The sequence below is a fragment of the Bordetella bronchiseptica genome, assembly GCF_900636925.1.
In the GTDB taxonomy this organism is placed as follows: Bacteria; Pseudomonadota; Gammaproteobacteria; order Burkholderiales; family Burkholderiaceae_B; genus Bordetella; species Bordetella pertussis.
The window spans coordinates 236,897-263,309 of record NZ_LR134326.1 but is presented as its reverse complement, the minus strand read 5'-3'; the positions used below and the strand labels follow the sequence as shown (position 1 = coordinate 263,309).

The following is a 26,413-nucleotide window of genomic DNA, read 5'->3' as shown; positions in this document are numbered from 1 at the left end:
CAGCACTACACGCTATACGGGATTCCGATGAGCTCCACGGCATTAGAAATGGCAAGCCGCTTCGTCAACCGCAGTCCATTCAACCGCTGGCTGGGCATGTCCGTGCTGGAAGCGGGCGAGCAAGGCATCGTGCTGGGCATCAAATGGCGGGAGGAACTGATCTCCAGCCCCGAGATCCGCTCCACCCATGGCGGCATTCTCGCCACGCTGGTCGACGCCGCCGGCGACTACGCGGTCGCGCTCAAGACCGGCCACCCCGTGCCCACCATGGACATGCACGTCGACTACCACCGCGTGGCCACGCCCGGCGACTTGCGCGCCGAAGGCCAGGTCATCCACTTCGGCAAGCGTTTTGCCACCGCGCATGCCCGGGTGCTGGACATGGACGGCAACCTCGTCGCCAGCGGACGCGCGCTCTACCTGATACGCGCCCCCCAGCCGGGCGCCGCCCAAGGAGCGGCGTGATGGGTCCGCTGCAAGGAATCAAGATCATCGAACTGGCCGGCATCGGGCCATGCCCGATGGCCGCCATGCTGCTGGCCGACCTGGGCGCGACGGTGCTGCGCATCGACCGTCCCGAACCTGCCTCGCTCGGCATCGAGCGGCCGCTCAAGTTCAACCTGCTGCTGCGCAACCGCAAGGCCGTCGCGCTGGACCTCAAGCAGCCGGCGGCGCGCGACTTCGTCCTGCGCCTGGTCGAGGGCGCCGACGCCCTGCTCGAAGGCTTTCGGCCGGGCGTGACCGAACGACTGGGGCTGGGTCCGCAGGACTGCCTGCAACGCAATCCGCGCCTGGTGTACGGCCGCATGACCGGCTGGGGCCAGACCGGGCCGCTGGCCCAGGTGGCCGGCCACGACCTCAACTACATCGGCCTGACCGGCGTGCTGCACGCCATCGGCCGCGCGGGGCAGCCGCCCACGCCGCCGCTGAACGTCGTGGGCGATTTCGGCGGCGGCGCGCTGTATCTCGCGCTGGGCGTGCTGGCGGGCATCATCGAGGCGCGCCAATCGGGCCAGGGGCAAGTGGTCGATGCCGCCATCGTCGATGGCGCCGCCTCGCTGGCGACAGCGCTGTTCGGCCTGCAGGCCGCCGGCCTGTGGAACAGCGAACGCGGCGCCAATCTGCTGGATTCCGGCGCCTATTTCTACGACGTCTACGAATGCGCCGATGGCCTGTGGGTATCGGTCGCGCCGCTGGAACGCAAGTTCCACGACAGGCTGCTCGAACTGATGGAGATCGACCGCGAATGGCTGGGCCGCCAGGCCGACCGCGAAGGCTGGCCGCGCGCGCGGGCGATCCTGGCCGAGCGCTTCAAGACCCGTACCCAGGCGCAGTGGTGCGAATTGCTGGGCACGGCCGACGTCTGCGTGGCGCCGGTGCTGCCGCTGGACCAGGTCGCCGGGCATCCGCATATCCGCGAGCGCGAGGTCCTGGTGGACATCGACGGCGTCACGCAGCCGGCGCCGGCGCCGCGCTTCTCGCGCACGGCGCCGGCCCGGCCCACGCCGCCCGAGGCCGCCGGCCCCGCCACCGACGCGGCGGCGCTGGCGCCGTGGCTGGCGCCGGCGGAACAGGCGCAGTGGCGCGAACGGCTGGCCGGCGCGTCAGCCGCCGGGCATGTGGCGTAGCGTGGCCGAGGCCTCGCCCGCCACTTCCAGCAGCAGGCTGCGCAATGCGGGCAGCGACTGCACGAACCGGTCGCTGGGCGCGGCGATCATGAAGGCGTAGCTGGCCGTGCCGTCCGCCTTGACGACCGGCGCGGCAATGCCCGACGCCCCCGCCACCGCCTCGCCGATGCTCACGGCCACGCCCGCCTCGCGGATCTCCTGCAGCTGGACCTCGAAGGCCGCCCGGTCCGGCAGCGGCTTGCTGGTCATCGGCTTGAGCTTTACCGTCTTGAGGTACTTCTTCTGCCAGGCCAGGTCCTGGAACGCAAACAGCACCTTGCCGGCGGCCGATACGTGCAGCGGGCGCTGCGTGCCGATGGGCACCGAATATCGGATGGCCTGCCGGCTGTCGATGCCATCCACATAGGTGACGGTCTTGGCTTCCTTGTCGATCAGCGCCAGGAACACGCTTTCTTCGCAGCGCGCCGCCAGTTGCTCGATGTACGGCCGCAGGATGCGGGTAATGCCGGCGCTGGCCAGGACTTCGGCCGACAGCTTGAAGATGGAGGGCCCGAGCTCATAGCGCCCGGACGCATGCACCAGGTACTTGTGCGCCACCAGCGGCCGCAGCAGCAGCAAAAGGCTGCTCTTGGGCGCCTCGAGTGCGGCGCTCAATTCGGCCAGCGTCACCCCGCCGGCCCGATGGGCCAGCACTTCGAAAATGCCAAGGATACGCAGCAGGGAACGAGGCTCGGAAGTGACGATGGAAGGGGTTTTCATGGATGAGTCGGATCGGGCGGAAAGTGCCCATGCATTGCGTTCATATTTATGAATGATACCCGCAAACAGGGCGCGGTTTGAATGGAATACACGATGGAACACGACAACGGAAAGGAGCAGACCATGCATTCGACATCCCACGGCGGCATGCCCGCGGACGGCGCGTTCGACGCGTTCCAGGTGCGCCGCGACACGCACATCAGCGCGGGCCTGGCGCGCCTGAAACTGGACGACCTGTCGCCCGGCGACCTGGTCATACGCACGGCCTACGCCGGCATCAACTACAAGGACGCGCTGGCCACCACCGATTACGGCAAGGTCATCCGCAAATTCCCGCGCGTGATCGGCAGCGACGCCTCCGGCTGGGTGGTGGCCTCGCGCGACCCCGCGTTTCGCGAGGGCGACGAAGTCGCCATCCTGGGCGGCGGCTTCGGCGTGGATCATGACGGCGGCTTCTCGCAATACCTGCGCGTGCCGGCCGGCTGGGCGATCCGCCTGCCCGCCGGCATGACCCTGCGCGACGCGGCCGCGCTGGGCATTGCCGGCTACACCGCCGCGCTGGCGGTGCATCTGCTGCAGGAAGCGGGCTGCCGGCCCGCACATGGCGAGGTCCTGGTCAACGGCGCGACCGGCGCCGTCTCCAGCATGGGTATCGAAATGCTGTCCGGCCTGGGGCATGCGGTCACCGCGGTCAGCGCCAAGGCGGACCAGCACGACTACCTGCGCGCCGTGGGCGCCGGCGCCATCCTCGCCCCCGCCGACCTGGCGGACAACGGCAAGCCCCTGGAGCCGGCCCGCTGGGCGGCCGCGCTCGACGCCCTGGGCGGCCCGCACCTGGACCTGATCGTGCGCTCGCTCATGCCCAGGGGCTGCGTGGCCAGCTACGGCAACGTGACCGGCAACACGCTGACCACCAGCGTGCTGCCGTTCATCCTGCGCGGCGTGCGCCTGATCGGCGTGAACCTGAGCTACTACATCGACCAGGAAACCGCGCTGTGGCAGCGGCTGGCCGGCGACCTCAAACCGCGCCGCGCGCTCGAACAGGTGCGCGCCATCGGGCTGGAGGAGGTGGCCGCCCAGCTGCGGCGCATGCTCGACGGCCAGACGACAGGCCGCACCGTGGTGGACCTGTCGGCCTGAAACGGCGCGGGCCGCGCCCATGGCGCGGCCCGCCGCAGTGGGCATGGACGCCCCCCGCGTCAATCCAGCGTCAGCCCGGATCCCTTGATGACCTTGGCCAGCCCGTCGATTTCCTTGCGCAGGAACACGTCGTACTCCTGCGGCGTGGAAGGCGTCGCCTGGGCGCTCTGGTTGGCGAAGAACGCCAGCACGTCCTGGTCCGCCAGCGCCTTGCCGACCGCGCCGTTGAGCTTGGCAACCACCTCGGCCGGCGTGCCCGCCGGCGCCATCAGCCCCGACCAGGCCGCCAGCTCCAGCCCCGGCGCCACGGTGGCGTCCAGCGTGGGCACGTCCGGCAAGGTTTCCAGCGGCTCCTTGGTGGCCACCGCCAACGCCCTCAGGCGGCCCGACTTGACCGCCGGGATGGCGCCCGCCGAGGTGGCGAAGTAGTAGTCCACCATGCCGGCCATCAGGTCGACCAGCGCGGGCGCCTCGCCCTTGTACGGAATGTGCGTGCCCTTGATGCCGACCGCGTCCTCGAACGACAGCGATGCCAGGTGGGTCACGTTGCCGTTGCCCGCCGAGGCGTAGTTCAGCCTGCCCGGGTTGGCCTTGGCGTACGCCACCAGTTCCTCGACGGTCTTGAACTGCGACTTGGTCGGCACCACCAGCACGATGGGCAGGCTCGCCGTGAGCGCGATCGGCGTCAGGTCGCGGGTCACGTCGTACGACAGGCGCTTGCTGTAGAGCGCCGGGCTCGATGCGATCGACGAGGTGTTGTAGAGCAGCGTGTAGCCGTCGTTGGCGGCCCGGCTGACTTCCTCGGCGGCGATGTTGCCGTTGGCGCCCGGCTTGTTGTCGATCAGCACGTTGGCGCCCAGCGTATTGGCCATGTGCTTGGCCAGCGTACGCGCAATGGCGTCGGTGCCGCCGCCGGCCGAGAACCCGAGGACGATCTTGACGGGCTTGGCCGGATAGCCGTCCGATGCCGCGCTGGCCGGCGTCGCGCCGCCGGCCAGGATGGCCAGCATCGCCGTCCCGGCGACGGCGCCCGCCAGCCTGACGAAACCGCGGCGTGCGCCGCGCGCCGTGGACGCAACAACCCCCATGCAAGACTGCTTGCACTGAACCATGTCTATCTCCTGTTTGCTTGGATGACGGGCGCCGCGCGCCCTGTTGTACCGGCGGGATCTAGCCCGCCATGGTCAAGCCGCCCGATACCGACAGCACCTGGCCGGTGATGAAGTCCGCGTCCTCCGAAGCCAGGAAGCACACGGCGCCCACCACGTCCTGGGGCTGGCCCAGGCGTCCGAACGGAATGGCCTTCTCCAGCGCGTTGCGCAGCTTGGCGCCGCTCTCGCCCTCGCCGGCGAAATCCCGAAACAGCGGCGTGTCGGTCGGCCCCGGGCAGACCACGTTGACGTTGATGTGCTTGCGCGCCACTTCGCGGGCGATCGTCTTGGTGAACGCGATGATCCCGCCCTTGCACGCCGAGTAGACCGACTCGCCCGACGAGCCGACCCGCCCCGCGTCGGAAGACACGTTGACGATGCTGCCCTGGCCGCGCGCCACCATGCCCTTGAGCACCGCGTGGTGCAGGTTGATGGGTCCCTTCAGGTTGATATTGACGATCTTGTCCCACAGCGGCGGCTCGGTATCGAGAAACCGCGCGGCGTGGTCCCAGCCGGCGTTGTTGACCAGCACGTCGACCGGGCCCAGCTCGCTTTCGACCCGGGCCACGGCGGCCGCGACGGCCGGGTAGTCGGTGATATCCACGCCATAGGAGGCGGCCACGCCGCCCTCGGCCTGGATGCGCCCGGCAACCTGCCCGGCGCCCTCGGCGTTCAAGTCGAAAATCGCGACCTTGGCCCCTTCCTGCGCGAAACGCTCGCACAGCGCCGCCCCGATGCCGCCGCAGCCGCCGGTGACGATCACGACTTTCTCTTTCAATCCTTTCATTGCCTGTCTCCTGTTGCGGCCTAGCCGCGGCACTTGATCATGCGCAGCGGCGTGTACGTCATCACCACCGTGCCATCCTGCTTGACCACTTTGTTGAAGGTGCGCACCAGCCCGCGGCCCGGCCGGCTGTTGGACAGGCGCGCCTCGATGACTTCGCACTCGACGTGGATGGTGTCGCCGACGAAGGCCGGCCCCTTCATGTCCAGCTCCATGTTGAGGAAGGCGTAGCCGGTCTTCTGCATGGTGGACTGCGTCAGCAGGCCTTCGGAAATCCCGTAGACGAACGAGCCCGGCGCGAAACGTCCCTTGATGTCGGATTCGTTCTTGACGAACTCCATGTCGGTGAACAGCACCTCGGTCATGTGGATGCAGTTGATGAAGGCGCATACGTCGGCGTCCTGGATGGTGCGCCCCAGCGTCTTGAACCTGCGTCCCACCGGCAGGTCTTCGAAATACATCCCCAGGCCTACGGTTTCGATTTCTTCGTGATTCATGGCGGTCTCCTTATGAATGGTCACTTCCGGTTCGGACGGCCGAGCAGGCTGTTCGAGATGATGTTGCGCTGGATCTGGTTGGTGCCCTCGATGATCTGCAGCACCTTGGCGTCGCGGAAATAGCGGTTGATCGGATACTCCGACGAAATGCCCGCCGCGCCGAACAGCTGCACGGCGTCGGTGGCGACTTTCATGGCGGTGTCGCTGGCGAAGCACTTCGCCATGGCGGCCACCGGCGCCAGCGCGGCCGCCGGCGCGCCGCTGTCGACCAGCGAAGCGGCGCGGTAGACGAGATGGCGCGCCGCCTCGGTCTGTATCGCCATATCGGCCAGCATCCAGCGCACCCCCTGGAAGTCGCTGACCTGCTGGCCGAACGCCGCGCGGTTGGTCACGAACTCGATGGCATGGTCCAGCGCGCCCTGCGCCAGCCCGACGCCGCGCGCCCCGATCAGCGGACGGCTGGCGTTGAAGGCTTCCATGACGGCCTTGAAACCGCCGCCCAGCATGTTGGCCTCGGGCACGAAGACGTTGTCGAGGAACAGCGGGCAGGACGGCACGCCGCGCGCGCCCATTTTTTCTTCCTTGCGGCCCACCTGCAGGCCCGGCGCGCCGCGCTCGACGATGAACAGGCTGATGCCGTCCTTGTCGTGCTCGCGGTACTTGGCCGCGACCAGGATGAAATCGGCGATGTCCGAATTGGTGCACCAGATCTTGGCGCCGTTGAGGACGAAGCCGCCGTCCGTCTTCTCGGCGCGCGTCTTGATGCCGCTGACGTCCGAGCCGCTCTGCGCCTCGGTGGTGGAGAAGGCGCCGCGCAGATCGCCGCTGGCCAGCCCCGGCAGCAGGCGCGCCTTCTGCTCCTCGGTGCCGCCGTGCAGGATGGCGCCGAACGGCACCCACTGCACCAGCAGCAGGTACGCGGTGTTGTAGCAAACGCGGCCGAACTCCTCGATGGCCAGGCAGGCCGACAGCATGCTGCCGGCGCCGCCGTACTGCTCGGGAAACGGCAGGGTGAACAGGCCCAGCTCCTTGAGCAGCGCGAACATGTCGTGCGGATACTCGGCCGTGCTGTCGATGTCGTTGGCGCGCGGGGCGACCCGTTCGCGCGCGACGCGCCGGATGAGGTCCTGGATCTGCTTCTGGTCGTCGTTCAGTGCGTACTGGCTGTCGTGCATGGATGATTCCTGGTCTCGATGATTCTTGCCGCCTCCAGCGCCTCGATGTCGGCGCCGGACTTGTGCAGCAGCGACGCCAGCACTTCGGCGGTGTGCTGGCCCCGCAGCGGAGGCGGATGGCGGTACTGGACCGGCGTGCCGGACAGGCGGATGGGATTGGCCACCATGCCCACCGTCGTGCCGCCGGGATGCGGCATGTCCACGCGCATGCCGCGGTGGACCACCTGCGGATGCTCGAAGACCTGCGCGTAGTTGTTGATCGAGCCGTTGGGCACTTCCGAATTGGCCAGCAGGTCCAGCCAGTGCCGCGACGGCTGGGTACGGAAGCGCGCCTCCAGCGCCTCGACCAGCGCGGCGCGGTTCACGTTGCGGCCCGGCATGTCGGCAAAGCGCGCATCGAGGGCCAGCTCGGGGCAGCCGATCAGCTCGCACAGCCGGCGGTATTGCCCGTCGTTGCCGCAGCCGATGATGATGTGGCCGTCCGCGGTCGGGAAGGTCTGGTACGGGGCCAGGTTGGGGTGCTCGTTGCCCCAGCGGCGCGGAATCGCGCCGCTGGCGAAATAGCTGGCGATCTGGTTGGCGCCGAAGTTGACCACGGTGTCGAGCAGCGCCACATCGATATGCTGGCCCACGCCCGTGGCATGGCGGCTTTCGATGGCCGACAGGATGCCGATGGTGGCGTTCAGGCCGGTCAGCACGTCGGCCACCGCGATGGCCGATTTCATCGGCCCGCCGCCCGGCTTGTCGTCGCGCTCGCCCGTGATGCTCATCAGCCCGCCCTCGCCCTGGAAGATGAAGTCGTAGCCGGGCAGGTGTGCATAAGGGCCATCCTGCCCGTAGCCCGTGATCGAGCAATAGACCAGGCGCGGGTTGAGCTCGCGCAGGTCGGCGTAGGACAGGCCGTAGCGCGCCAGGTCGCCCACCTTGTAGTTCTCCACCAGCACGTCGCATTGCAGCGCCAGCTCGCGCACCAGCGCCTGGCCCTGGGGCGTGGCGATATCGATGGCGATGGACCGCTTGTTGCGATTGGCGGAGGTGAAATAGGCGGAATCCCCGACGCGCTCGCCGTCGTCGTTCTCGATCCACGGCGGCCCCCAATGGCGGGTATCGTCGCCCAGCACCGGCCGCTCGACCTTGATCACGTCCGCGCCCAGGTCGGCCAGCATTTGCGTGCACCACGGGCCGGCCAGCACCCGCGTCAGATCCAGGACGCGCACATGGGAAAGAGATCCGGACATAGGTCCTGCCTTCGTTGAAATGGCGTTCATATTTACGAACAGTGTTTATTATTCTATATAACGGAGCCGGCGCAGACAACGGATTTCTGTGCTTTTTTTGCCCAAATACATCATGATCATGACATATTTGGGCGCACGTCGGCGTCGAAACCCCGGCCTCGCCGCCTCAGTCCAGCTTGATTCCCGAGGTTTGCACCACCTTGCGCCAGCGTTCGATCTCGGCCTGCAGGAAGACCTGGAAATCGCCCGGCGACGTGGCCTTGGGCACCGCGCCCTGCGAGGCCAGCTGGGCCGCCACCTTGGGATCGTTGAGGGCCTGCACGTAGGCATCGTTGATCCGGGCGATCACCGCCGGCGGCGTGCCGGCCGGCGCCATCAACGCCTGCCAGGCGCCCATCTGGAAACCGGGCAGGATCACCTCGGAGGCGGTCGGCACATCGGGCAGCAGCGGCGAACGTTGCGCGCCCGTCACCGCCAGCGCCACGACCCGCCCGTCGCGCACGTACGGATAGGCCGAATTGATGGGATCGGCGAACAGGTCCAGCCGTCCCGCAATGAAATCGGGGAAGGCGCCGGCGCCGCCCTTGTACGGGATGTGGGTGGCTTCGATCCCGGCGGCCTGCAGCAGCACGAACATGGCCAGGTGCGTGAGATTGCCCGTGCCGGAAGACCCATAGTTCAGCTTGCCGGGGTGCCGGGCGGCGTAGTCCTTGAGCTGCTGCACGTTCGTCACCCCCAGCGGCTTGCTGGCCATCACCAGCAGCGGCTGGTCGATCAGCAGGGAAACGGGGGCCAGGTCCTGGTCCAGCCTGTAGGCGACTTTCTGGCCGAATGCGGCCGTGAAACCCAGCGCCGACGTACTGTGCAGCAGGGTGTAGCCGTCGGGCGTGGCCTGGGCCACTGCCTCGGCGCCGATATTGCCGTTGGCGCCGGGGCGGTTCTCCACCACCACCGGCACGCCGAGCTGGCCGGATACCCGGGTGGCCAGCAGGCGCGCCACCTGATCGGTGGCGCCGCCAGGGGCAAACGGCACGATGACGCGGATGGGCTTGGCCGGGAACGTCTCCTGGGCCGTGCCCAGGGCAGGGGCTAGCATCAGCCCGCCGATCAATGCGGCGGCAAGCAGGCGCGACAGCTTCATGGTGGTCTCCTCGATATGTGTTTGTCGTTGGCCCGGCGGCATGGCCCGCCATCGCCAAATCGTTCATCTTTACGAACGATGTTCATTATTATATGTTCCAGCTTGCGGCGAGGACAAACTTTTCCCTTTACAAGCGTCGCCTTATTGCATCATGATGTTGATATAAATCCCGAACCCGGAGACAACCATGACTGTGCTCACGACCTTCCGCGACCAGCTCGCGGTCATCGAACTGAACCGGCCCCAGGCCATGAACGCCCTGAACGAGCAGATGCTGGCCGACCTGAATGCGGCGCTCGACCGGATCGAGGCCTCGGACTGCCGCGGCATGGTGTTCACCGGCGCGGGCGACAAGGCGTTCTGCGCCGGCGCCGACATCACCCAGCTGCAGGCCCGCTCGCCCGCGCAGCATCGCGCCAATGTCAGGCTGGCCCAGTCCACCTTCGACCGCATCGAGCAATCGCCCCTGCCCAGCGTGGCGGTCGTGCACGGCTTCGCCTTCGGCGGCGGGCTGGAGCTGGCCCTTGCCTGCACCTTCCGGATCGCCTCGGCCAAGGCCAGGATGGGCCTGCCCGAACTCAAGCTGGGCCTGATTCCCGGCTATGGCGGCACGCAGCGGCTGCCGCGCCTCATCGGCCCGTCGCGCGCCGCCGAGCTGATCCTGTCCGGCGGCGTCGTGGGCGCCGAAGAGGCTTTGCGCGTCGGCCTGCTCAACCGCATCGTCGACGCGGGCGCGCCGGCCGAACTGGGATGCGCCTACATGGCGCCGTTCACCGCGCACGGCAAGGTGGCCATGGCCATGGCGCGCGAAGCCATCCGCCGCGGCCTGGACGGCACGCTGCAGGCCGGCCTGGACATCGAGGCCGACCTGTTCACGCTGTGCGCCCGCTCGCAGGATGCCGCCGAGGGCATGGCGGCCTTCCTGGAAAAGCGGCCGGCCGTATTCACCGACCGCTGAGCCGCGCGCCGCGCCCACCACCGTCCTCCGTGATCCGGGAGTCTCCATGCACCCCTACAGGAATCTGCTCGAACCCTACGACTTCGGCTTTCTGGCGCTGCGCAACCGCATGGTCATGGGCGCCATGCATACCCGCATCGAGACGCTGGACCAGCCGGTGGCGCGGCTGGCGCAATTCTTCCGCGAACGCGCCCGGGGCGAAGTCGGCCTGATCCTCACCGGCGGCTTCGCGCCCGACCAGGCCGGCCGCATGGAAGACGACGCGCCCGTGCTGGAGCATGCCGGGCAGCTGGCGCCGCATCAGGCCATCACCCAGGCGGTGCACGAAGAAGGCGGGCGTATCGTGCTGCAGATCCTGCACGCGGGCCGCTACGCCAAACACCCGCTGTGCGTGGGCCCCACGGCGCAACGCGCGCCGATCAACCCCCATGTGCCGCGCGCCATGACGCCCGAGGACATCGCGCGCACCGTGCGGGCCATCGCCCATACCGCCAGCCTGGCCCGCCAGGCCGGCTACGACGGCGTCGAGATCATGGGCTCGGAGGGCTATCTGCTCAACGAGTTCGCCAGCGCGCGCACCAATACCCGCGACGACGCCTACGGCGGCAGCTTCGACAACCGCATCCGCCTGCCGATCGAAACCGTGCGGGCCGTGCGCGCCGCCGCCGGCCCGGACTTCCTGCTGATCTACCGCATCTCGGCCATCGACCTGGTCGAAGACGGGATGACCGGCGCCGAAAGCGCGCAACTGGCGCGGCGCCTGCAGGAAGCCGGCGTCGACATGCTCAATACCGGCATCGGCTGGCACGAATCGGCCATTCCCACCATCGCCGCGTCGGTGCCGCGGGCGGGCTGGGAATTCGCCGTGCGCAACATCAAGGACGCGGTATCGATCCCGGTCATCGCGTCCAACCGCATCAATACGCCCGAGGTGGGCGAGCGCCTGCTGGCCGACGGCGCGGCCGACTTCGTCTCGATGGCCCGCCCCCTGCTGGCCGATCCCGAGTTCGCCGCCAAGACCCGCCTGGGCCAGCCCGAACGGATCAACAGCTGCATCGCCTGCAACCAGGCGTGCCTGGACCGCATCTTCACCGAACGCACGGCCTCGTGCCTGGTCAACCCGCGCGCGGGCCGCGAGCTGGACTACCCGCGCGGCCGGGCGGCCACGCCCCGGCGCATCGCGGTGGCCGGCGGCGGCGCGGCCGGCATGGCATTTGCCGTCTACGCCGCCGAACGCGGCCACGCGGTCACGCTTTACGAAGCCGCCGACACCCTGGGCGGCCTGCTGAACCTGGCGCGCCGCATACCCGGCAAGCGCGAGTTCGACGAAACGCTGCGGTACTTCCACGGCCGGCTGGCCGAGCTGGATATCGCGGTGCGGCTGGGCACGCGCGTCACCGCCGACCAGCTGCGCCAGGCGCAATACGAAGCCGTGGTGGTGGCCACCGGCGTGACGCCGCGCCTGCCCGCCATCGACGGCCTGGACCACCCCAAGGTGGCCTTCTACGACGAGGTGCTGTCGGGCCGGCGCGAGATCGGCCAGCGCGTGGCCATCATCGGGACCGGCGGCATCGCCTTCGATACCGCCGAATTCCTGCTGGGAGACGCCGCCGAGTCGCAATCGCCCGAGCGCTTCCAGCGCCACTGGGGCATCGATGCGTCGCTGCGCCAGCCGGGCGGCCTGGCCGACCCCGCCACGCCCCCGCCGCGCCGTCTCATCCACATGCTGCAACGCGGCCACGACAAGCCCGGCGCGCGCCTGGGCAAGAGCACCGGCTGGATACTCAAGAGCCGCCTGCGCCGCGCCGGGGTGCGGATGATCACGGGCGTCACTTACCACGGCGTCAGCGACGCGGGCCTGGCGTACGCCTGCGACGGCGTCGCGCACGTGCTGCCGGTGGACGACGTCATCGTCTGTGCCGGCCAGCTCGCGCTGGACGAACTCAGCCAGGCCCTGGCCGGCTCCGGCATGCGCGTGGCCGCCATCGGCGGCGCCCGCCACGCCGCCGAACTGGACGCCGCGCGCGCCATCGAGGAAGCCCTGCAGCTGGCCCACGCATTCTGAATCCCCGCATTGCGCCGGCAAACCGGCATCTCTCCACATTCCGACCACGGGAACTCCAAACCATGACAGACCGCTACGCCTCCTATACCCGCCTGAAATTCGACCGGCCTCACCCGCGCGTGCTGCGCATCACCCTGGCGTCGCCGCTCAAGATGGGCGCCATGGACGCCGCCATGCACCGCGAAGTATCCGAGATCTGGAAAGACGTGGACGCCGATCCGAGCGTCTCGGCCATCATCCTGACCGGCGAGGGCCGGACCTTCTCGGCCGGCGGCGACCTCAACCACGAGCGCAAGGGCGCCGACGACTACGACACGCGCATGCAGACCATGAAGGAAGCGCGCGACATCGTGTACGGCATGATCAACTGCTCCAAGCCCATCGTCAGCGCCGCGCGCGGCTGGGCGGTCGGCGCCGGCCTGGCCTGCCTGGTCCTGGCCGATATCTCCATCGCCTCCAAGGACGCGCGCTTCTCCGACGGCCACATGAAGATCGGCGTGGCGGCGGGCGACCACGCCACCATCATCTGGCCCCTGTTGTGCGGCATGGCCAAGGCAAAATACTATCTGCTGACCGCCGACAGCTTCACCGGCGAAGAAGCCGAGCGCATGAACCTCATCTCGCTGGCGCTGGACGACGCCGAGGTGGAAGGCAAGGCCGTCGAACTGGCGTCGCGGCTGGCCGACGGCGCGCCGGGCGCGATCCGCTGGACCAAGCATGCGCTGAACAACTGGCTGCGCCAGGCCGGCCCGATCTTCGACGCCTCGCTGGCGATGGAATTCATCGGCATGGCCAGCCCCGAAGGCAAGGAAGGCATGGACGCGTTCCTGCAGAAGCGTCCGGCGCGCTTCCCCGCCGATACGCCGTTCTGAGACCCTTGCATCAAATCCTGGCGGTCCCGAACCTGCCCGATCGGGTAATCTCGGGACCATTCATCCGTAGCAAGAGGCGACAACATCGTGGCTAGGAAATCCGGCGCCGAGATCCACAATCGGTTGTTCTTCCGTCTGTTCCAGCTGGGCAACTCCCTGCAGCGGCAGGCGGGCAAGGAGCTGGGCATCAGCACCGTGCAATGGGCGGTGCTGGGCGCGCTCACCCGGCCCCAGGCGGCCGGCGGCATGACCTTCGGCGAACTGGCCGACTACCTCGTGGTCAGCCGGCAAAGCCTGGACGGCGTACTCAAGCGGCTCGAACGCGAAGGCCACGTGCGGCGCGTGCCGGACCCGAACGACCGGCGCGCGCGCGTGGTCATCCTGCTGCCGGCCGGCCAACGCTTCTGGGATGAGATCCAGCCCAATATCTACGAGTTCTACAGACAGGCCATGAAGAGCTTTCACTTCGACGACAGCGTGACCTTCGTGCACTTCCTCAATCGCCTGCAGCACGACATCGCCGAAGTGCGGCTCTGAGGCCCATCCATCACGGAAATCCCATGAAAATACTGGTACCAGTCAAGCGCGTGGTCGACTACAACGTCAAGGTGCGCGTCAAATCGGATCAAACGGGGGTGGACATCGCCAACGTGAAGATGTCCATGAACCCGTTCGACGAGATAGCGGTCGAGGAGGCCACGCGGCTCAAGGAGAAGGGCGCGGTGGCGGAGGTGGTGGCGGTTTCTTGCGGCGCCGCACAATGCCAGGAGACGCTGCGCACGGCGATGGCGATCGGGGCGGACCGCGCGGTGCTGGTGCAGACCGACGCGCAGCTGCAGCCGCTGGCGGTGGCCAAGCTGCTCAAGGCGCTGGTGGACAAGGAGCAGCCGCAGCTGGTGATTCTGGGCAAGCAGGCGATCGACGACGACGCCAACCAGACGGGGCAGATGCTGGCGGCGCTGCTGGATTGGCCGCAGGCGACGTTTGCGAGCAAGGTGGAGCTGGGCGATGGTCAGGTGACGGTGACGCGCGAGGTCGATGGGGGGCTGGAGACGCTGTCGCTGAATCTGCCGGCGATCGTGACCACGGACCTGCGGCTGAACGAGCCGCGCTACGTGACGCTGCCCAACATCATGAAGGCCAAGAAGAAGCCGCTGGAGACGGTGAGCCCGCAGGATCTGGGGGTGGATCCGGCGCCGCGCCTGAAGACGCTGAAGGTGAGCGAGCCGCCGGCGCGCCAGGCCGGCATCAAGGTGCCTGATGTGGCCACGCTGGTGGACAAACTGAAGAACGAAGCGAAGGTGGTGTGATGACGACGCTGGTAATAGCCGAACACGATAACGCGCAGCTGAAGGGCGCGACGCTGAACACGATCGCCGCGGCGTCCAGGCTGGGCGGCGAGGTGCATGTGCTGGTGGCGGGCTCGGGCGCGCAGGCGGTGGCCGAGCAGGCCGCGCAGGCGGCCGGGGTGTCCAAGGTGCTGCTGGCCGATGCGCCGCAGCTGGCCGAGGGGCTGGCCGAGAACCTGGCCGCGCAGGTGCTGGCGGTGGCCGGCGGGTACAGCCACATTCTGTTCGCGGCCACGGCCTCGGGCAAGAACGTGGCGCCGCGGGTGGCGGCCAGGCTGGATGTGGCGCAGATCTCGGACATCATCGGAGTGGAGTCGGCCGATACGTTCCAGCGGCCGATCTACGCGGGCAACGCGATCGCCACGGTGCAGTCGGGCGATGCGGTCAAGGTGATCACGGTGCGCACGACCGGTTTTGACGCGGTGGCCGCGCAGGGCGGGTCGGCGGCGGTCGAGGCGCTCGATGCGGTGGCCGATTCGGGGCTGTCGCGCTTCGTGGGCCGGGAGGTGGCCAAGAGCGACCGTCCGGAGCTCGCCGGCGCGCGGGTGGTGGTCTCGGGCGGGCGCGGGCTGGGCAGCGCGGAGAACTTCAAGATCCTGGACCCGCTGGCCGACAAGCTGGGCGCGGCGCAGGGGGCCTCGCGCGCGGCGGTGGACGCGGGCTACGCGCCCAACGACTGGCAGGTGGGGCAGACGGGCAAGATCGTGGCGCCGCAGCTGTACGTGGCGGTGGGCATCTCCGGAGCGATCCAGCACCTGGCGGGCATGAAGGACTCCAAGGTCATCGTGGCCATCAACAAGGATCCGGAAGCGCCGATCTTCGGCGTGGCCGACTACGGCCTGGTGGGCGACCTGTTCCAGGTCGTGCCCGAACTGACCGGCGCGCTCTGAGCGGCGCGCTCGGCGCCTGTCCCCGCGGTGGCAACGAGGTGCCTGAGCAACGAGGTGCCTGAGCAACGAGGTGCCTGAGCAACGAGGTGCCTGAGCAACGAGGTGCCTGAGCAACGAGGTGCCTGTCCCCGCGGGGACAGGCACCCCACGCACCCCACGCACCCCCCGCACCCCACGCCCCCCCGCACCCCGCGTTCCTTCCCGCATCAACCGCCGAATTCCCGCCAATTGCCGGGATTCGGACGCCTTCGTGTTGTATTCAAGCTGCAATAAATCCCCTCCAGGCCCCCAAAACTGAACTTTTCCTGAATTAATTCTGACGTTTAGTTGAATAGAAGAATAGGAATGAATAGCATTGTCATTCCTTGCAAACCGTTACCGCGGCAGCCGCGCGGTCTTTCCTTCGATTCCCATGTCAGAACAGAAAAGCAATCAACGCTCCGGGGGAGCGCAGCATTCCACGCACGCATCCAGACGCCGGCCGATCCTGCGCCACGCGCCGCTGGCCCTGGCGATCGCCGCGCTCGGCGCCGCCCAGGCCCAGACCGCCAGCCCGCAGGAAGACACCCTGGGCATCACGCAGATGGACACCGTGGTCGTGACCGCCTCCGGGTTCGAGCAGGAAATCAAGAACGCGCCGGCCTCGATCTCCGTCATCACCCGTGAGCAGCTCGAAAGCAAGCCCTTCCACAACCTGGCCGACGCGGTCGCCGACGTCGAAGGCGTCAGCGTCGAACGCGGCGGCAAGGCGGGCGGCATGAACATCAGCATCCGCGGCCTGCCCAGCGACTACACCCTGGTGCTGGTCGACGGCAAGCGCCTGAGCCAGAACAGCTCGGGCGCCCGCCCCAACGGCTTCGGCGACGTGGACACCAACTTCATCCCGCCCATGTCCGCCATCGACCGCATCGAAGTCGTGCGCGGCCCCATGTCCACCCTGTATGGCTCGGACGCCATGGGCGGCGTGATCAACATCATCACCCGCAAGGTCGCCAGGGAATGGACCGGCCAGGTCACGCTGGACGGCACCGCCCAGGGCGACAACCGCTACGGCAACAACTACGGCTCGTCGTTCTACCTGAGCGGCCCGCTGCAGACCGACAAGCTGGGCCTGTCGCTGCGCGGCGGCCTGTACCGTCGCCTGAGCGCGCACGGCAGCTACCCGGCCAACCAGGCCGAATACGACAGCGGCGACTACTCCGGCGACATCGCCAGCTTCAGCGGCCTGGGCGACAGCCTGCAGCGCAACGTCGGCCTGCGCCTGGCGCTCACGCCCAACCGCAACCACGACATCCTGTTCGACGTCGACGCCAACTGGCAGACCTTCGACAACGCCAACGGCGAACTCGGCACCCTCAACGCCGACGTGGCGCCCAACCGCCAGGGCGGCGGCTATGAGCCCGAGATGAAGTTCAATCGCCAGCGCTACGCCCTGACCCACCTGGGCCGCTACGACGGCGCGATCAGCTCCGACACCAGCCTGCTGTACGACACCACCGAGACCATCGGCCGCACCAACCCCATGAGCACGCCGCGCCAGCCGAGCGATGGGGAAAAGCGCGAACTGGAATACGAGAACTGGGTGTTCGACACCAAGTGGACCATGCCCCTGTTCAATGACCGCCACAACCTCACGATGGGCGGCCAGTGGCGCGAGCAGAAGTTCAAGGACACCCTGGTGAGCGCGCCCCTGAACCTGCGCCAGTACCAGTGGGCCCTGTTCGCCGAAGACGAATGGCGCATCGTCGACGACCTGGCCCTGACCATGGGCGCGCGCTATGACCGCAACGAGCAGTTCGGCGGCAAGTGGAGCCCGCGCGGCTACCTGGTCTGGAACGCCACGCCGGCCTGGACCGTCAAGGGCGGCGTCAGCAAGGGCTACAAGACGCCGGACATCAACCTCATGACCGACGGCATCATCGGCCTGGGCGCGCAAGGCACCATGCCGCTGCTGGGCAACTCGCAGCTCAAGCCGGAATCCAGCACCTCGTCCGAACTCGGCGTGCTGTTCGACGACGGCGAAGGCCTGACGGGCAACCTGACCGGCTTTCACACCAAGTTCAAGGACAAGATCGACACCCAGAACGTGCCCAACTGCCTGGCCGCCGGCGGCCCCGTGCCGGGGTGCCTGGACCTGGGCGTGTGGGAGCGCAACGGCGTGCCGGTGGCCAACTTCTCGCAACGCGTAAACGTGGATACCGCCACCATCCAGGGCTTCGAGCTGGGCGGGCGCATCCCGCTGTTCGAAGGCTGGTCCTTCAGCGGCAACTACACCCTGACCGCCAGCGAAATCACCTCCGGCGCCAAGCAGGGCCAGCCGCTGGGCTCGCAGCCGCGCCACAGCCTGAACCTGGGCCTGAACTGGCGCGTCAACGAACGCTTCAACGCCTGGGTGCGCGGCGAGTACCGGGCCAAGCAGTTCAACGACATGAACTGGGAAAAGGAGCAGGTGTTCTACAGCCCGTACTGGCTGGCCAGCCTGGGCGGCTCGTACGTGCTGAACAAGAACGTGACGCTGTCGGCCTCGGTGTACAACCTGTTCGACAAGAACTTCGTCGACTACGGCCCCACCAAGGTCGGCACCAGCGCCCCCACGGCCGCCACCTCGTGGAGCAACTCGTACCGCCAGGTGCTGGAAGGCCGCCGCCTGTGGGTGTCGGCGAACATTACGTTCTGATCCCGCGAAAGCGGGCAACCGCAAAGGAAAAGCCGGCGCAAGCCGGCTTTTCCTTGTCGGCGCCGGCGCGCCCTACTGCGGTTGCAGGCCGGCGTCCTTGACGATGGCGCCCCAGCGCGGCAGCTCCTCGCGCAGCATGGCCTCGAACCCTTGCGGCGTGGTCGTATGCGCCACCACCCCGAGGTTCTCCAGCTTCTCGGTCACTTCCTTTTCCTGCAGCACGGCGTTGAACACGCTGTTCAGCTTCTCCACCACCGCGGGCTGCGCGCCCTTGGGCAGCAGGAAGCCGATCCAGACGTGCGCCGGGACGGTGCCAAAGCCGCTTTCCTTCATGGTGGGCACGTCCGGGAACAGCTTGAGGCGGTCCTCGGAGCCGATGGCCAGCGCCTTCAGCTTGCCCGAACTGACGAACGCCTGCACGGCCGGCACCGTGTCGAACGCGATGTCCACCTGGCCGGCCAGCAGGTCCGTCATGGCGCGCGCGCTGCCCTGGTAGGGAATGTGCTCGATGCGCAGGCCGTTCTGGTGCTTGAGCGTTTCCATCGCCAGGTTGGACGAGGTGCCGGTGCCGGGGCTGGCGTAGTTCAGCTTGCCGGGATGCTGCCTGGCGTAGGCCACCAGGCCGGCGACGTCCTTGAACGGCATGCCCGGACGCGCCACCAGCACCAGCGGCAGGTCCGCCACCAGGCCGACCGGCGTGAAGTCGTCCGGCGTCTTGTAGTTCACCGTCTTGTACAGGAAGTGGTTGGTGACGGCCGCGCCGGTGGCGGCGATGGTCAGCGTATAGCCGTCCGGCGCCTGGCGCACGAACGAGGACAGCAGCACGCTGCCGCCCTGCCCGGGCTTGTTCTCCACGATCACGGGCTGGCCCAGCCTGGCCGCCGCGCGCTCGGCCAGCATGCGCGCCACCGTGTCGGTGGCCTGGCCCGGGGGAAAGCCCAGCTGCAGCGCGATCGGTTTGTGGGGATAGGCGTCGTTGGCCGCGGCCCCCGCCAGGGGGGCCGCGAGGATGATCGCCGCGCCGATCAGGCGCACTACGGATTGCTTCATGTCGTCTCTCTCCTTGTACCGGTATGTCCGTGCGTGCACCGTTATTCGGGCCGGCGCTTCTTCAGCAAATAGGTCTGCGACCCTTCCATCACGGTCTCGCCTTTCTGGTTCACCACCAGCGTCTTCATGCGCACGGTGCCGGTCGTGCGGCCGGGCTTGAGCTCGACGATCTCGAGCGAGCAATACAGCGTGTCGCCCACGAAGACGGGGCCGACGAAACGCGAACTCTGCTCGATGAAGCCTTTCATCGAAGCCTCGGTCATGTGCGGAAACAGGCCCGCGCCGGCCGCCGTCTGGATCACCACCTGGAAGCCATGCGCCAGCATGTGGGGCATGCCGTATGCGCGGCAGTACTCGACGTCGTAATGGATGGGATGGTTGTCGCCGCTGGCCAGCTGGAACGCCGCGAACAGGGCATCGGTCATGGTGCGCGAGGGCAGGACGAAGCGCTCGCCCACCTCGAAATCCTCGAAGTAGCGTTGCTCGCACATCTGGTGCGCGGTGGGGTCAAAACCAGGGGTACTCATCGGCGTTCGCCTCCTTTCCAGCGGGTTGCAAGTTGCGCCAATGTACATTACGGAAATTGTTTTCGCAATTATCCTCAGTGGCATATTCAGGGTAAACGCTCAATAAACTACCGAAGGCATTGTGCCGGAACAGCAACTTCATATATATTGCGAAAACAATTTCTGCATAAATGGTTCAAATCAGGACCGCACTGGAGGCAAGCATGGATCTGGGTCTGAAAGGCAAGGTCGCCATCGTGACCGGCGGCGGCAGCGGCATCGGCGCATCGATATGCGCGCACCTGGCCCGCGAGGGCGTGGCGGTGGTCGTGGCCGACATCAACCTGGAGGCCGCCCAGGCCCAGGCGGCCGCCCTCGCGGGCGAGGGCGCCAGCGCCCAGGCATGCCAGGTGGACGTCACCGACGAAGCCTCGGTGCGCACGCTGTACGATCAGGCCGCCACCTGGTTCGGCGGCGTCGATATCCTGGTCAACAACGCCGGCTTCACGCGCGACATGCGCATCGCCAAGATGGGCATGCAGGACTGGGACAGCGTGGTCGACGTCATCCTGAAGGGCGCGTTTCTGTGCACTCGCGAAGCGGTGCGCCATTTCGCCGAGAAGAACTGGGGCAGGATCATCAACATTTCCTCGCGCGCCCACCTCGGCAACGCCGGGCAGGCCAACTACTCCGCCGCCAAGGCCGGGCTGATCGGCTTCACGCGCGCCATGGCGCTGGAACACGGCCGCTTCAATGTCACGGTCAACGCCGTCGCCCCCGGCATCATCGATACCGAAGCGGTCAAGCGCCTGCCGCACTACGAGAAAATCCGCGACGCGGCCAAGGCCACCACGCCCATCCCGCGCATCGGCCACCCCGACGATGTGGCCAGCGTCGTCACCTTCCTCGCCTCGGAACCGGCCGGCTACGTGACCGGGGACGTCGTCCATGTCACCGGCGGGCGCTACTGACGCCGCATCGAGAGGAAACCCCGATATGTCCATCAAACCCCTGGCCGGCATCCGCATCCTGGACTTCAGCAAAGTGCTGGCCGGCCCTATCTGCACCCAGGCCCTGCAGGACCTGGGCGCGGAAGTGACCAAGGTCGAATCGTGCGACAGCGGCGACGACACGCGCGGCTGGCCGCCTTTCAGGGAAGGCGAAGGCGCGGTGTTCCTGTACGCCAATCGCGCCAAGCGCAGCATCGCGCTGGACCTGAAGTCCGATGACGCGCGCGCCGTCATACGGCAACTGGTCGAGCAGGCCGACGTGGTCGTCGAGAGCTTCGGCCCGGGCGTGGCCGAACGGCTGCGGATCGACTACGACACCCTGAACGCCATCAACCCGCGCCTGGTCTATTGCAGCATCTCCGGCTATGGCCGCAGCGGCCCGCTGGCGCACGGCAAGGGCTACGACATGATCCTGCAGGCCTTCGTGGGCATGTGCTCGATCATGGGCGAGCAGGGCAGCGGCCCGGTGCGCGCGCCGTTCTCGCCGATCGACCAGGGCACCGGCATGCAGGCCACCAGCGCCATCCTCGCCGCGCTCATGAACCGCGACCGCACCGGCGAGGGCTGCCATATCGAGGCCTCGCTGTTCGACACCGGCATCTTCTACCTGGGCTATATGTTCCAGAGTTTCTGGGAGCGCGGCACCGAGCCGCAGCGCTTCGGCTGCGCGCACGAGTCGCTGTGCCCCTACGAGGCCTACCAGGCGCGCGACAAGCAGATCCTCATCGGCGTGGCCAGCGAGGCGCTGTGGCGCAAGCTGTGCGACGTGCTGCAACTGGCCGACATGAAGGACGACCCGCGCTTCGACATCAACGCCCGGCGCGTGGCGCACCGCGAACTGGTCGCGCAGCGGCTCAACGCCGTGCTGGCCCGGCACGACGCCTCCCACTGGCAGGACCTGCTGGTGGAAAACGGCATCCCGTGCGCGCAGATCAACTCCTTCGCCGACGCGCTCGCCCACCCGCACACGATCGCCAGCGGCATCGTGGCCGAGGTCGACAGCGAGCGCTACGGCCCCATGCGCACGGTCGGCCAGCCGGTCAAGTTCAACGGCCAGCGCAATTTCGCCGACGCGCCGGCGCCGGCGCATGGCGAGCACACCCGCGCCATCCTCGACGACCTGGGATACAGCGAGGCGCAGATCGAGGCGATGCGCCAGCGCGGAACCATCAAGATTTCCTGAGCCCGCCCCCCGAACCACGGAGAGAAAGAACAATGAGCGAGACGTACATCGCGGGCATCGGCATGACGCCCCTGGCCAAGCACCTGACACTGAGCGTCAAGCAGCTGTCCGCCATGGCGATAGACCAGGCCCTGCAGGACGCCGGCATCGGCAAGGACGCCGTGCAGGCGGCCTGGTTCTGCAATACGCGCCAGGGCGCGCTGGAAGGCCAGCACGGCGTGCGCGGGCAATGCTCGCTGCGCGCCTACGGCTTCGAGGGCATCGCCATCTTCAATACCGACAACGCCTGCGCCAGCTCCAGCTCGGGCCTGATGCAGGCCCACGCGGCCGTCAAGGCCGGCCTGTACGACGTGGCCCTGGTGGTGGGCGCCGAGAAGATGAACTACCCCGAAAAGCGCAAGGAGATGTTCGAAGCCTTCAAGGGCAGCTGGGACCGCGACCTGGCCGAGCAGCACATGCAGGCGCTGCTGGCCATGGGCGAAGGCATGGACCTGCCGCCCGAGGCCCTGGCCGACACCGGCGAGCGCTCGGTCTTCATGGACATCTACGCCGCCCAGGCGCGCTTTCACATGAAGACCTTCGGCACCACGCAGCGCCAGATCGCCGCGGTCGCCGCCAAGAACCATTGGCATTCGCAGTTCAACCCGCTGGCGCAGTACCGCACGCCCATGACGGTGGAGGAAGTGCTGGCCGACAAGCTGGTGGCCTGGCCCATGACCCGCTCGATGTGCGCGCCGATGAGCGACGGCGCGGCCGCGCTGGTGGTGGTGTCCGAAAGGGCGCTCAAGCGGCTGGACGCCCGCCGCGCGGTGCGCATCCGCGGCCTGGCCGTCAGCAGCGGCTCGCAGCGCAGCGCCGACCAGGTCGAGCGCCACCTGACGCGGGTCGCCGCGCTGCGCGCCTACGAAGTGGCCGGCGTGGGACCGCAGGACATCTCGCTGGCGGAACTGCACGATGCGTCGGCCATCGCCGAAATCCTGCATACGGAGAATTGCGGCTTCTGCGACTACGGCGACGGCGGCGCGCTGGTCGAAAGCGGCGCCACGCGCCTGGGCGGGCGCCTGCCCCTGAACGTCTCCGGCGGCCTGCTTTCCAAGGGACACCCCATCGGCGCCACCGGCGCGATCCAGGTCCACGAGGTCGTGACCCAGCTGCGCGGCGAGGCCGGCCAGCGGCAGGTACCGGGCAACCCGCGCCTGGGCATGACCGAGAACGGCGGCGGCTTCTACGGGCTGGAGGAGGCCGCCTGCGTGGTCGGCATCTTCGAAGCGCCGTCGCGCCACTGAATCCGCCACGCCGAACCAGGAGCCGCACACCGATGGCCATAGACCGCGACCAGCTGTTGAACTGGACGATTCCCGACGTCCGCCATACCTATACCGCACGCGACACCATGCTGTATGCGCTGGGGGTCGGAATCGGCGACGACCCGCTGGCGCCGCAGACACTGCGCTTCGCCTTCGAACGCGACCTGCTCGCGCTGCCGACCATGGCGGTGATCCTGGGCTACCCCGGACTGTGGATGCGCGACCCCGCGCTCGGCCTGCAATGGCGCAGGATGCTGCACGGCGAGCAGGGCATGGCCCTGTACCGGCCGTTGCCGGTGGCCGGCACGGTCATCGGCCGCACGCGGGTCACCGAGGTCTACGACCGTGGGCCCGAGAAGGGCGCCGTGGTCCATGCGCGGCGCGACGTGGTCGACGCGGGCACCGACGAGCTGCTGTGCAGCCTGTTCGCCACGTCCGTGCTGCGCGGCGACGGCGGGTTCGGCGGGCCGCCCGCGCCGCCGCACCGCGCGGCGGCGATGCCCGAGCGCGCACCGGACCGCGTCGAGGATATCGCCACGCTGCCGCAGGCGGCCCTGATCTATCGGCTCTCGGGCGACTACAACCCCTTGCACGTCGACCCGGACCTGGCGTCGCAGGCCGGCTTCGAGCGCCCCATCCTGCATGGCCTGTGCACCTTCGGCCTGGCCGGCCGGGCGCTGCTGCAGGCCGCCTGCGGCCACGATCCGCGCCGGCTCACCGGCATGAACGCGCGCTTTTCCGCGCCGGTCTTCCCCGGCGAGACCCTGCGCACGGAAATCTGGCTGCAGGACGACGGCAACGCAATCTTTCGCACCAGCGCGCTGGAACGCGGTACTGTGGTGCTCAACAATGGACAAGCCACGCTGGCGGCCTGATCCGCCGGCGGCAAACGAGGAGAATGCGATGGGTCCCCTGGCAGGACTGAAAGTGGTGGAGTTTCCGGCGATCGGCCCGGCGCCGATGTGCGCCATGCTGCTGGCCGACATGGGCGCGACGGTCATACGGCTGGAGCGGCAGCAACCCTCCGCCGACCTGGGCGTGGAGCGTCCGCTCAAGTACAACCTGCTGCTGCGCAACCGGCCCGGCATCAGCGTCGACCTCAAGGCGCCCGAGGGCGCGCAGTTCGCGCAGGCGCTGCTCGAATCGGCCGACGTGCTGCTCGAAGGGTTCCGCCCCGGCACCATGGAACGCATGGGGTTCGGCCCGGACGCCTGCCTGCGGAAGAACCCCCGGCTGGTATATGGGCGCATGACGGGCTGGGGGCAGACCGGCCCCTACGCCGCCATGGCCGGGCATGACCTGAACTACATCGCCATGACCGGCGCGCTGGACGCCATCGGCAGGAAAGGCCAGCCGCCCACCCCGCCGCTGAACCTGGTGGGCGATTTCGGCGGCGGCGCCCTGTACCTGGCCATGGGCGTGCTGGCCGCCGTCTTCGCCGCGCGCGGCACGGGCAAGGGCCAGGTCGTCGACGCCGCCATGGTGGACGGGGCCGCCTCGCTCATGACGCCGTTCTTCGGCATGGCCGCCGCCGGCCTGTTCAACGCCGAGCGGGGCACCAACGTGCTGGACTCGGGCGCGCCGTACTACGACGTGTACCGCTGCGCCGACGGCAAGTACCTCTCCATCGCGCCGATCGAAGCGCGCTTTCGCAGGATCTTCTTCGAGAAGCTGGACCTGGACGCGCCGGCCGGCGACCAGCGCGCCGACTGGGATGCCCTGCGCGAGGCCATCGCCGCACGCATCGCCACCCGCACCCAGGCGCAATGGTGCGAATGCTTCGACGGCACCGACGCCTGCGTCGCCCCCGTGCTGTCGATCGCCGAGGCCCCCTCGCATCCGCACAACCAGGCGCGCGCCACCTTCCTGGACATCGATGGCGTGGTGCAGCCCGCCCCCGCGCCGCGCTTTGGCGCCACCCCGCTGGCCACGCCGCGCCCGCCCGAACCCGCGAACAGCCGGTTCGAACAGTGCCTGGGCGAGTGGGGAATGTCCGCCGCCGACATCGCGCGCTGGAAAAACAGCGCCGCCATCGGCGCGGCCCGCTAGGCGGACCGCCGCCGGGCCTCTGCTAGACTCCTACGCCAACGATTCGGGAACCCCCATGAGCAAGACAGATCCCACCGTCCAGGGCAACCGGCGCCGCAAACCGATGCAGACGCCCTCCGCCGGCGCGGCGGTCGTGCGCGACGACCTCAAAGACAGCACCGATCGGCAGTTCGTCGTTGCCCTGGCCCGTGGCCTGGACATCCTCAAGGCGTTCCGGCCGCGCGAAGGCCCGCTGGGCAACCGCGAACTGTCCGAGCGCACCGGCATGCCGGCGGCCACGGTCTCGCGCCTGGCGTACACCCTGTGCCGGCTGGGCTACCTGGAGTTCAACCCGCGCCAGGAGAACTACGAGCTGGGCAGCAGCACCCTGGCGCTGGGGCAGGTGGCGATGGCGCGCCGCAATATCCGCAAGGTTGCCGCGCCGCTGATGCAGCAGCTGGCCGACAGCACCAACGGCAACGTCGGCCTGGGCATCCTGCACAAGCGCATGATGCTCTACATCGAGACCTGCGAGGGATCGGGCCTGATCGGCCTGCGGCTGTTCAACGGCTCGCGCATCCCGGTGGCCACCACGGCCATGGGCCGCGCCTATCTCGCCTGCATGGAAGAGGCCGAGCGCGAACGCCTGCTGGAGGAATTGCGGCCCCAGTTCGGCGCGGACTGGCAGACGGTGCTGGTGGGCGTGCAGAAAGCCATGCGCGACATGGAGCGCGACGGCTTCTGCACTTCGCTGGGCGAATGGCAAAGCTACATCCACGGCGCGGGCACCGCGCTGCGGCTGTCCGACGGCAGCCTGTACGGCATGAACCTGGGCGGCGCGGCCTACCTGCTGCCCGAACGCGAACTGACCGAAGTCTACGGGCCGCAGCTGGTCGAAGTGGCCGAGAAAATCCGCAAGGCCATGAGCGTGCCCGACGAGGCCTGAGCCCGGCGCCCGGCCGGGCGCCGCATAGCGCTTGCGCTGTGCTCAAGCATGGCGTGCAA

Annotated in this window: 25 protein-coding genes; 16 read left to right on the top strand and 9 right to left on the bottom strand. The window is 68.3% G+C overall.

All coding sequences use genetic code 11. From position 1 onward, the window contains the following. Nucleotides 1-27: 27 nt before the first annotated feature. Nucleotides 28-465, top strand: coding sequence for a PaaI family thioesterase (locus tag EL288_RS01235; protein ID WP_003815599.1), 438 nt, complete (start codon nt 28-30; stop codon nt 463-465). After that, nucleotides 465-1,628 carry a CaiB/BaiF CoA transferase family protein gene (locus tag EL288_RS01230; RefSeq protein WP_003815601.1) on the top strand — a complete coding sequence of 388 codons (1,164 nt, stop codon included), beginning with the start codon at nt 465-467 and terminating at the stop codon, nt 1,626-1,628. Before EL288_RS01235 ends, EL288_RS01230 begins: the two co-directional genes overlap by 1 nt. On the opposite strand, the gene EL288_RS01225 is transcribed toward EL288_RS01230, so the two are convergent. Next, nucleotides 1,605-2,387 carry an IclR family transcriptional regulator gene (locus tag EL288_RS01225; protein WP_003815603.1) on the bottom strand — a complete coding sequence of 261 codons (783 nt, stop codon included), beginning with the start codon at nt 2,385-2,387 and terminating at the stop codon, nt 1,605-1,607. The genes EL288_RS01230 and EL288_RS01225 overlap by 24 nt on opposite strands. Before the next feature lie 123 nt (nt 2,388-2,510). Between EL288_RS01225 and EL288_RS01220 the strand changes: the two genes are divergently transcribed. Continuing rightward, nucleotides 2,511-3,527, top strand: a complete 1,017-nt coding sequence (locus tag EL288_RS01220; RefSeq protein ID WP_003815605.1) for an oxidoreductase — start codon at nt 2,511-2,513, stop codon at nt 3,525-3,527. A gap of 59 nt (nt 3,528-3,586) precedes the next feature. Here EL288_RS01220 and EL288_RS01215 read toward each other — a convergent pair whose 3' ends face one another. From EL288_RS01215 to EL288_RS01190, 6 genes are all read right to left on the bottom strand, one after another. Continuing rightward, on the bottom strand, nt 3,587-4,639 hold the full coding sequence (locus tag EL288_RS01215; RefSeq protein ID WP_003815606.1) for a Bug family tripartite tricarboxylate transporter substrate binding protein: 1,053 nt from the start codon (nt 4,637-4,639) through the stop codon (nt 3,587-3,589). 58 nt (nt 4,640-4,697) lie between these two features. Further along, nucleotides 4,698-5,465, bottom strand: coding sequence for a glucose 1-dehydrogenase (locus EL288_RS01210; RefSeq protein WP_003815607.1), 768 nt, complete (start codon nt 5,463-5,465; stop codon nt 4,698-4,700). 20 nt (nt 5,466-5,485) lie between these two features. Beyond that, entirely contained in the window at nt 5,486-5,959 is a 474-nt protein-coding gene (locus EL288_RS01205; protein WP_161781423.1) for a MaoC family dehydratase, read from the bottom strand. 20 nt (nt 5,960-5,979) lie between these two features. After that, nucleotides 5,980-7,134 (bottom strand): acyl-CoA dehydrogenase family protein, encoded by a 1,155-nt coding sequence (locus tag EL288_RS01200; protein ID WP_003815609.1) that lies wholly within the window; start codon nt 7,132-7,134, stop codon nt 5,980-5,982. Continuing rightward, nucleotides 7,110-8,372, bottom strand: a complete 1,263-nt coding sequence (locus EL288_RS01195; RefSeq protein ID WP_003815610.1) for a CaiB/BaiF CoA transferase family protein — start codon at nt 8,370-8,372, stop codon at nt 7,110-7,112. Before EL288_RS01195 ends, EL288_RS01200 begins: the two co-directional genes overlap by 25 nt. A 166-nt stretch (nt 8,373-8,538) precedes the next feature. Next, nucleotides 8,539-9,513: a Bug family tripartite tricarboxylate transporter substrate binding protein gene (locus EL288_RS01190; RefSeq protein ID WP_003815611.1), complete on the bottom strand. Its 975-nt coding sequence runs from the start codon at nt 9,511-9,513 to the stop codon at nt 8,539-8,541. Nucleotides 9,514-9,700: 187 nt separating this feature from the next. On the opposite strand from EL288_RS01190, the gene EL288_RS01185 reads away from it, so the two are divergent. The 7 genes from EL288_RS01185 to EL288_RS01155 all read left to right on the top strand — a co-directional run bounded on the left by EL288_RS01185 (nt 9,701) and on the right by EL288_RS01155 (nt 18,324). Next, nucleotides 9,701-10,471 carry an enoyl-CoA hydratase/isomerase family protein gene (locus EL288_RS01185; protein WP_003815612.1) on the top strand — a complete coding sequence of 257 codons (771 nt, stop codon included), beginning with the start codon at nt 9,701-9,703 and terminating at the stop codon, nt 10,469-10,471. 46 nt (nt 10,472-10,517) lie between these two features. Further along, nucleotides 10,518-12,536 (top strand): NADPH-dependent 2,4-dienoyl-CoA reductase, encoded by a 2,019-nt coding sequence (locus tag EL288_RS01180; protein ID WP_033473272.1) that lies wholly within the window; start codon nt 10,518-10,520, stop codon nt 12,534-12,536. A gap of 62 nt (nt 12,537-12,598) precedes the next feature. Continuing rightward, entirely contained in the window at nt 12,599-13,408 is an 810-nt protein-coding gene (locus EL288_RS01175) for an enoyl-CoA hydratase/isomerase family protein (protein WP_003815614.1), read from the top strand. Between the two features lie 87 nt (nt 13,409-13,495). Beyond that, nucleotides 13,496-13,945, top strand: a complete 450-nt coding sequence (locus EL288_RS01170; protein ID WP_003815617.1) for a MarR family winged helix-turn-helix transcriptional regulator — start codon at nt 13,496-13,498, stop codon at nt 13,943-13,945. 23 nt (nt 13,946-13,968) lie between these two features. Continuing rightward, complete coding sequence (locus EL288_RS01165) at nt 13,969-14,718, top strand: electron transfer flavoprotein subunit beta/FixA family protein (RefSeq protein WP_033469392.1); 750 nt, start codon at nt 13,969-13,971, stop codon at nt 14,716-14,718. After that, nucleotides 14,718-15,647 carry an electron transfer flavoprotein subunit alpha/FixB family protein gene (locus tag EL288_RS01160; protein ID WP_126621882.1) on the top strand — a complete coding sequence of 310 codons (930 nt, stop codon included), beginning with the start codon at nt 14,718-14,720 and terminating at the stop codon, nt 15,645-15,647. Before EL288_RS01165 ends, EL288_RS01160 begins: the two co-directional genes overlap by 1 nt. 412 nt (nt 15,648-16,059) lie before the next feature. Further along, complete coding sequence (locus tag EL288_RS01155; protein WP_003815626.1) at nt 16,060-18,324, top strand: TonB-dependent receptor domain-containing protein; 2,265 nt, start codon at nt 16,060-16,062, stop codon at nt 18,322-18,324. 72 nt (nt 18,325-18,396) lie between these two features. On the opposite strand, the gene EL288_RS01150 is transcribed toward EL288_RS01155, so the two are convergent. Both EL288_RS01150 and EL288_RS01145 read right to left on the bottom strand, forming a co-directional pair. Further along, nucleotides 18,397-19,374 carry a Bug family tripartite tricarboxylate transporter substrate binding protein gene (locus EL288_RS01150; RefSeq protein ID WP_003815629.1) on the bottom strand — a complete coding sequence of 326 codons (978 nt, stop codon included), beginning with the start codon at nt 19,372-19,374 and terminating at the stop codon, nt 18,397-18,399. 41 nt (nt 19,375-19,415) lie between these two features. Beyond that, nucleotides 19,416-19,901 (bottom strand): MaoC family dehydratase, encoded by a 486-nt coding sequence (locus tag EL288_RS01145; RefSeq protein ID WP_003815630.1) that lies wholly within the window; start codon nt 19,899-19,901, stop codon nt 19,416-19,418. Between the two features lie 203 nt (nt 19,902-20,104). Here EL288_RS01145 and fabG point away from each other — a divergent pair, with 203 nt between their 5' ends. Genes fabG through EL288_RS01115 form a run of 6 tightly spaced genes read left to right on the top strand, consistent with a single transcriptional unit; the run spans nt 20,105 to nt 26,354 of the window. After that, nucleotides 20,105-20,851: a 3-oxoacyl-ACP reductase FabG gene (fabG, locus tag EL288_RS01140; protein ID WP_010927192.1), complete on the top strand. Its 747-nt coding sequence runs from the start codon at nt 20,105-20,107 to the stop codon at nt 20,849-20,851. Between the two features lie 25 nt (nt 20,852-20,876). Beyond that, on the top strand, nt 20,877-22,073 hold the full coding sequence (locus EL288_RS01135; RefSeq protein ID WP_010927193.1) for a CaiB/BaiF CoA transferase family protein: 1,197 nt from the start codon (nt 20,877-20,879) through the stop codon (nt 22,071-22,073). A gap of 32 nt (nt 22,074-22,105) precedes the next feature. Then, nucleotides 22,106-23,359, top strand: coding sequence for a thiolase family protein (locus EL288_RS01130; protein WP_003815636.1), 1,254 nt, complete (start codon nt 22,106-22,108; stop codon nt 23,357-23,359). 32 nt (nt 23,360-23,391) lie between these two features. Next, nucleotides 23,392-24,255, top strand: a complete 864-nt coding sequence (locus tag EL288_RS01125; RefSeq protein WP_033458627.1) for a MaoC/PaaZ C-terminal domain-containing protein — start codon at nt 23,392-23,394, stop codon at nt 24,253-24,255. Nucleotides 24,256-24,283: 28 nt separating this feature from the next. Beyond that, complete coding sequence (locus EL288_RS01120; protein WP_010927195.1) at nt 24,284-25,429, top strand: CaiB/BaiF CoA transferase family protein; 1,146 nt, start codon at nt 24,284-24,286, stop codon at nt 25,427-25,429. Nucleotides 25,430-25,484: 55 nt separating this feature from the next. Continuing rightward, a complete protein-coding gene (locus tag EL288_RS01115) occupies nt 25,485-26,354 on the top strand; it encodes an IclR family transcriptional regulator (RefSeq protein WP_003815643.1) in 870 nt (289 codons plus the stop codon). Nucleotides 26,355-26,413: the final 59 nt, after the last annotated feature.

Coding starts and splice junctions, on each gene's coding strand:
- EL288_RS01135 (WP_010927193.1), top strand. CDS start 20,877: ATGTCCATCAAACCCCTGGCCGGCATCCGCATCCTGGACTTCAGCAAA.
- EL288_RS01115 (WP_003815643.1), top strand. CDS start 25,485: ATGAGCAAGACAGATCCCACCGTCCAGGGCAACCGGCGCCGCAAACCG.
- EL288_RS01125 (WP_033458627.1), top strand. CDS start 23,392: ATGGCCATAGACCGCGACCAGCTGTTGAACTGGACGATTCCCGACGTC.
- EL288_RS01120 (WP_010927195.1), top strand. CDS start 24,284: ATGGGTCCCCTGGCAGGACTGAAAGTGGTGGAGTTTCCGGCGATCGGC.
- EL288_RS01220 (WP_003815605.1), top strand. CDS start 2,511: ATGCATTCGACATCCCACGGCGGCATGCCCGCGGACGGCGCGTTCGAC.
- EL288_RS01150 (WP_003815629.1), bottom strand. CDS start 19,374: ATGAAGCAATCCGTAGTGCGCCTGATCGGCGCGGCGATCATCCTCGCG.
- EL288_RS01225 (WP_003815603.1), bottom strand. CDS start 2,387: ATGAAAACCCCTTCCATCGTCACTTCCGAGCCTCGTTCCCTGCTGCGT.
- EL288_RS01210 (WP_003815607.1), bottom strand. CDS start 5,465: ATGAAAGGATTGAAAGAGAAAGTCGTGATCGTCACCGGCGGCTGCGGC.
- EL288_RS01205 (WP_161781423.1), bottom strand. CDS start 5,959: ATGAATCACGAAGAAATCGAAACCGTAGGCCTGGGGATGTATTTCGAA.
- EL288_RS01185 (WP_003815612.1), top strand. CDS start 9,701: ATGACTGTGCTCACGACCTTCCGCGACCAGCTCGCGGTCATCGAACTG.
- EL288_RS01165 (WP_033469392.1), top strand. CDS start 13,969: ATGAAAATACTGGTACCAGTCAAGCGCGTGGTCGACTACAACGTCAAG.
- EL288_RS01160 (WP_126621882.1), top strand. CDS start 14,718: ATGACGACGCTGGTAATAGCCGAACACGATAACGCGCAGCTGAAGGGC.
- EL288_RS01200 (WP_003815609.1), bottom strand. CDS start 7,134: ATGCACGACAGCCAGTACGCACTGAACGACGACCAGAAGCAGATCCAG.
- EL288_RS01190 (WP_003815611.1), bottom strand. CDS start 9,513: ATGAAGCTGTCGCGCCTGCTTGCCGCCGCATTGATCGGCGGGCTGATG.
- EL288_RS01130 (WP_003815636.1), top strand. CDS start 22,106: ATGAGCGAGACGTACATCGCGGGCATCGGCATGACGCCCCTGGCCAAG.
- EL288_RS01195 (WP_003815610.1), bottom strand. CDS start 8,372: ATGTCCGGATCTCTTTCCCATGTGCGCGTCCTGGATCTGACGCGGGTG.
- EL288_RS01175 (WP_003815614.1), top strand. CDS start 12,599: ATGACAGACCGCTACGCCTCCTATACCCGCCTGAAATTCGACCGGCCT.
- EL288_RS01230 (WP_003815601.1), top strand. CDS start 465: ATGGGTCCGCTGCAAGGAATCAAGATCATCGAACTGGCCGGCATCGGG.
- EL288_RS01145 (WP_003815630.1), bottom strand. CDS start 19,901: ATGAGTACCCCTGGTTTTGACCCCACCGCGCACCAGATGTGCGAGCAA.
- EL288_RS01235 (WP_003815599.1), top strand. CDS start 28: ATGAGCTCCACGGCATTAGAAATGGCAAGCCGCTTCGTCAACCGCAGT.
- EL288_RS01180 (WP_033473272.1), top strand. CDS start 10,518: ATGCACCCCTACAGGAATCTGCTCGAACCCTACGACTTCGGCTTTCTG.
- EL288_RS01215 (WP_003815606.1), bottom strand. CDS start 4,639: ATGGTTCAGTGCAAGCAGTCTTGCATGGGGGTTGTTGCGTCCACGGCG.
- EL288_RS01155 (WP_003815626.1), top strand. CDS start 16,060: ATGTCAGAACAGAAAAGCAATCAACGCTCCGGGGGAGCGCAGCATTCC.
- fabG (WP_010927192.1), top strand. CDS start 20,105: ATGGATCTGGGTCTGAAAGGCAAGGTCGCCATCGTGACCGGCGGCGGC.